General features: G+C 62.5%; 4 protein-coding genes and 1 pseudogene. 3 read left to right on the top strand and 2 right to left on the bottom strand.

Annotated elements, in window-relative coordinates; all coding sequences use genetic code 11:
* Positions 1 to 10 precede the first annotated feature (10 nt).
* Positions 11 to 301, top strand: a pseudogene (locus ACODR5_RS13365) (integrase core domain-containing protein); the annotation flags it as partial.
* 133 nt (positions 302 to 434) lie between these two features.
* Here the strand turns inward: ACODR5_RS13365 and ACODR5_RS13360 are convergent.
* A complete protein-coding gene (locus ACODR5_RS13360) occupies positions 435 to 1,814 on the bottom strand; it encodes an NAD-dependent succinate-semialdehyde dehydrogenase (protein ID WP_488983903.1) in 1,380 nt (459 codons plus the stop codon).
* Positions 1,815 to 2,039: 225 nt separating this feature from the next.
* On the opposite strand from ACODR5_RS13360, the gene ACODR5_RS13355 reads away from it, so the two are divergent.
* Together ACODR5_RS13355 and ACODR5_RS13350 are read left to right on the top strand one after the other, a co-directional pair.
* Positions 2,040 to 2,303: a DUF6444 domain-containing protein gene (locus ACODR5_RS13355; RefSeq protein ID WP_488983902.1), complete on the top strand. Its 264-nt coding sequence runs from the start codon at positions 2,040 to 2,042 to the stop codon at positions 2,301 to 2,303.
* Between the two features lie 146 nt (positions 2,304 to 2,449).
* The gene (locus tag ACODR5_RS13350) at positions 2,450 to 3,502 is read left to right on the top strand and encodes a zinc-binding dehydrogenase (RefSeq protein ID WP_488983901.1); all 1,053 of its coding nucleotides are present in this window, start codon (positions 2,450 to 2,452) and stop codon (positions 3,500 to 3,502) included.
* Between the two features lie 157 nt (positions 3,503 to 3,659).
* Here the strand turns inward: ACODR5_RS13350 and ACODR5_RS13345 are convergent.
* Positions 3,660 to 4,586, bottom strand: a 927-nt coding sequence (locus ACODR5_RS13345; RefSeq protein ID WP_488983900.1) for an IS3 family transposase, incomplete at its 5' end; no start/stop codon positions are given.

Genomic DNA, 4,586 nt, shown 5'->3' with positions numbered 1-4,586 from the left:
AGCGGCATAACCAAACCGACACCGTGTCCACGATCGAGGGTCAAGGCCCAACGGCCTGGTCGGGTCGATGGGCAGGGTCGGTGCTGCTGGGGACAACGCGGCAATGGAATCCTTCTTCGCGCTGTTGCAGAAGAACGTGCTGAACCGGCGTCGCTGGCAGTCCTTCGACCAGCTCCGGCTCGCGATCGTGAGCTGGATCGAGCGGACCTATCACCGCCGTCGTAGGCAGGCCCGTCTCGGGAAGCTCACCCCTGTCGAGTTCGAGATGGTTCAATCAGTCCAGGCGGCTGCCGCCGCCTGATAACTCGTGTCAAGCAAACTCATGGCAGACCCGCGGCGGTGAGGGTGTTGCGGGACGGTAAGGAGTCGGAATTCGGATCGAGAACGGGGCCCTGGACCTTTATGGTCCAGGGCCCCGTTCAGCATCCAACTACTCAGCGCTTCTTGAAGACAAGCTGCTTGTTGACGAACTCATCCATCGCCAACGGGCCTAGCTCACGGCCGACACCCGAACGCTTCACACCACCGAATGGCAGGTACTCACGGGTATCCTCCGGCGTATTCAAGAACACCATGCCCGCCTCGATCTTCGAACCCACACGCTCCGCACGCTCCAGATCCTCCGAGAACACCGCAGCCCCCAGACCGAACGGCGTGTCATTCGCCAACTCGATCGCCTCGTCCTCGGACGAGACCTTGAACAGCGTGAACGCCGGCCCGAACAGCTCCTCGTGATACCCGCGCATGCCCGGACGCACATCCTCGAACACCACCGGCTGCACATACGAGCCCGGCGTGTCATAGTGCTCGCCACCGGCCAGCACCGTCGCACCATCAGCCTTCACCGCATCGACCTGCTCCATGAATCGATCACGCGCAGCCGGCGACGACAGCGGCGACAGACCCGTATCCCCCGTCGTGGGGTCGGCGGGGGTCGCGGCCTTCGCCAGGTTGGTGAGCTCTTCGCGGAACTCGTCGTAGACGTCCTCCATGACGATCATGCGCTTGGGCGAGTTGCAGGCCTGACCGTTGTTGCCCATCCGGGTCTGGAAGAACGTCTTCGCCGTCGCCTTCACGTCCGACGTATCCAGAAGCACGTACGGGTCCGACCCGCCGAGTTCCAGGACGACCTTCTTCAGGTTCTTCCCCGCCGCCGCGGCCACAGCAGACCCGGCCCGCTCCGAACCCGTGACCGACACACCGTGGTTCAGCGGTGAGGGCAGGATGATGTCCGCGACTTGCTCGTTCGTCGCGTAGATGTTGATGTACGCATCCTTAGGCACTCCTGCGGCGTGGAAGATCTCCTCCATCAGAGACGAGGACTTCGGATCCTGCGGGGCGTGCTTGAGCAGGATCGTGTTGCCCAGCGCCAGGTTCGGTGCCGCGAAACGAGCCACTTGGTAGTACGGGAAGTTCCACGGCATGATGCCCAGCAACGAACCGACCGGCTTGCGACGCACGAACGCCTCTTCGTCCTCGCTGGTGCCGCGCAGCTGCTCATCGGCCATGAACTGCTCGGCATGATCCGCGAAGTAGCGGTAGATCAGCTGGCACAGCTTAATCTCGCCTTTTGCCTCCGGGATGGCCTTGCCCATCTCGATGTGGATGGCCTCTGCGAGCTCGTCGGACCGCTCGCCGTAGATGTCCGCAACTTTCGTCAGGATCGCCGCGCGCTCCTGAACCGTCGTCTCGGACCAGCTGATGAAGGCCGCCGCGCTGCGCTCCTGCGCATCGACGATCTGCTCATCCGTGGCAGTGGGGTATGTTTTCACGACTTCGCCAGTTGCCGGGTTGAGGACCTGGTAGATCGACATTGACTGCTCCTCTTCGTGGGGTACGAACGCAATCGGCGACACAGCCGACTAATGTGCTCCCCACGTTAGGCGGGCCAACACCGCAAGGCAACAGCAGAATAATGCATATATACTTACATGTGTAACTATGTAGGCCCTCGGCGTGGTGGTCTGAAGCAGTGGTTGAGAGTGGGGCAAGATAGCGGGTGTCCGGAAGTTCTGCGTCTTCTCTCGCAGGTGGTTCGCATGGCCGATGAGCTACTGGTGTCTCCCGGTCCCTCCGATGTGAGCCGTGAGGACAGCCTGGCCCGGGCGCGACGGGTAGCCGAGGGACAGGTCGCCCAGATCGCGGCTCTGAAGGCGCAAGTCGCCCAGGTCAACATGCTGATCCAGCGGGCCGCGGAGCTGGAGGCGCGGCTGGGAGAGACCTCGCGCAACTGGCCGAATCCGCCCAGCATTGATGGCTGGTCAAGCCGGGCAGGCAGCCCGGCGATGCCGGTAACCAGCTGATGCCACGAGTGGTACCCGACGAGGTCATCGTGTACACGCCGGTGGTCTAGCGGAAGTAACTCAACCCTGCTAGTCTGAAAGACAGCAACATCATTGAAACATTCAATCGTTCAGTCTCTTGAATGTAATCGACACAGGAGTTGAAGATGCGTGCAGCAGTGGTCACAGAGATCAAGAAGCCCCTCGTCGTCGACGAAGTCGCCGATCCCACACCGGGCCCAGAAGATGTGGTAATCAGAGTCGAGGCCTCAGGGATATGCCGCAGCGATTGGCATGGATGGCAAGGCGACCTGCAATGGCTCGGCACCACCGTCGAAGTACCCGCCGTGCTGGGCCACGAGTTTGGCGGTGAGATTGTCGAGGTGGGAAAGAACGTTCGCGGGTTTCGGGCTGGCCAGCGCGTCACCGCACCCTTCCACCACAGTTGCGGTCGGTGCCGTTTCTGTCGGGCCGGTCGCCCGAATATCTGCGAGAACGTCGTTGTATACGGCTTCTCAGGCTCGGGAGGCAGCTATGGGCAGTACTTGCTGGTGACCGAAGCCGATGCGAATCTCATCGCTCTGCCCGACGATGTCAGCTCTCGGGCAGCTGCGGCCCTTGGCTGCCGGTTCATGACCGGCTACCATGCCGTCGTTCGCGGCAAGATCGAACCGGGTGATTGGGTGGCTGTGCAAGGGGCTGGTGGGGTCGGCCTTTCTGCGATCCAAGCGGCGACAGCGGTAGGCGCCCGCGTCATTGCCGTCGACATTGACGAAGACAAGCTCGAGAAAGCCAAAGAGACCGGTGCGATTGCAGGAGTGAACTCGCGCACCGACGACGTGTCCGCCGCGATCAAGGAGATTACCAGCGGTGGGGCTGATGTTGGTATCGATGCCCTCGGCATCCAGGAGACGATCACGAATTCGATCACGTCTCTGCGCAAGGGAGGCCGTCACGTCCAGGTCGGACTCACCGGGTCCGAGGAGAAGGGCATGGCACAGGTGCCCATCGATCTCGTCACGGCCGCCGAGCTCGAGGTCCTCGGCAGTTACGGCAACCCTCAGCCCAAGTACCCTGGTCTTCTCGGTCTGGTTTCATTGGGTCGCCTTGATCCCGAAGCGCTCATCGAACGCGAGGTCGGACTGGGCGATGTTAACGAGGTCTTCGAGAACATGTCGAACTTTGCGACGAAGGGCTTCAACATCATTACCGAATTCTGAGCACAGAGGGCTGCGTCTCTCTTCAGCTGCCGGAACGTGTACAACGTGTACAAGGGCCCTTTACACGTTCCGGCAGCTGATACGGCGAGCGGAGCGAAAGCTCATGCTCTGGTTCCAACGCCGAGGGACTGCTGCACGAATAGGTGACAGGTTGTAGTCACGCCGCCAGTGCGACGGTCGTGTTCATGATGGTCTCGAACTCGATGGGGGTCAAACGGCCCAGGCGGGCCTGGCGTCGGCGGCGGTGGTAGGTCCGTTCGATCCAGGTGACGATGGCGATGCGCAACTGATCACGGGTGGTCCAGGAGCGGCGGTCGAGGACGTTCTTCTGCAGCAGCGCGAAGAAGCTTTCCATGGCGGCGTTGTCTCCGCTCGAGCCGACTCTGCCCATGCTTCCGACCATGCGATGACGGGTGAGCGCGCGCCGGAACTTCCGACTGCGAAATTGACTGCCCCTGTCGCTGTGGACCACGCAGCCGGCGACATCACGGCGCATCGCGACGGCGTTCTCGAGCGCCTGGACGGCCAAGCGGGACTTCATCCGCGAGTCGATGGAGTATCCGACGATGCGACCGGAGTAGGCGTCCTTGATCGCGCAGAGGTACAGCTTGCCCTCGGCGGTCTTGTGCTCGGTGATGTCCGTCAACCACAGTTCGTTCGGCGCATCGGCGGCGAAGACGTGCCGGGTCCGGCCGTGCTCATCGACGACCGCGCACAGGTCATCGTGAACCGGAGGGCCGGGCCGGCGGTGCTTGCCGCGCTTGGGTTTCCCGAACGCGCTGAACCAGCCGTTGCTGGACGCGATCCGCCACGCGGTGCGATCCGACATCGCCTCACCGGCATCGCGGGCCTCGTCGGCGAGGAGCCGGTGCCCGAACTCCGGGTCATCACGATGCGCGTCGAACAACGCGTTCGCGCGATACGCCTCCATCACCTCGCTCGTGGTGACGGGGTCAGCCAGCCACCGGTAGTAGGGCTGGCGCTTGACCCCAGATCTTGGACACGCTGATTCCAGCACGTTGCTGGGGAAGCGAGAATCCAAGGGATGGCTAGGAAGAACTACACGGACGAGTTCCGGCAGCGG

This window comes from Microbacterium sp. FG3 (assembly GCF_057809335.1).
Note: the sequence above shows the minus strand (reverse complement) of the source record. Positions and strands in the feature narration are given on the sequence as shown.

Excerpts from the sequence above, each read along its gene's own strand:
- ACODR5_RS13360 (WP_488983903.1), bottom strand. The coding sequence starts at position 1,814 with ATGTCGATCTACCAGGTCCTCAACCCGGCAACTGGCGAAGTCGTGAAA.
- ACODR5_RS13350 (WP_488983901.1), top strand. The coding sequence starts at position 2,450 with ATGCGTGCAGCAGTGGTCACAGAGATCAAGAAGCCCCTCGTCGTCGAC.
- ACODR5_RS13355 (WP_488983902.1), top strand. The coding sequence starts at position 2,040 with ATGGCCGATGAGCTACTGGTGTCTCCCGGTCCCTCCGATGTGAGCCGT.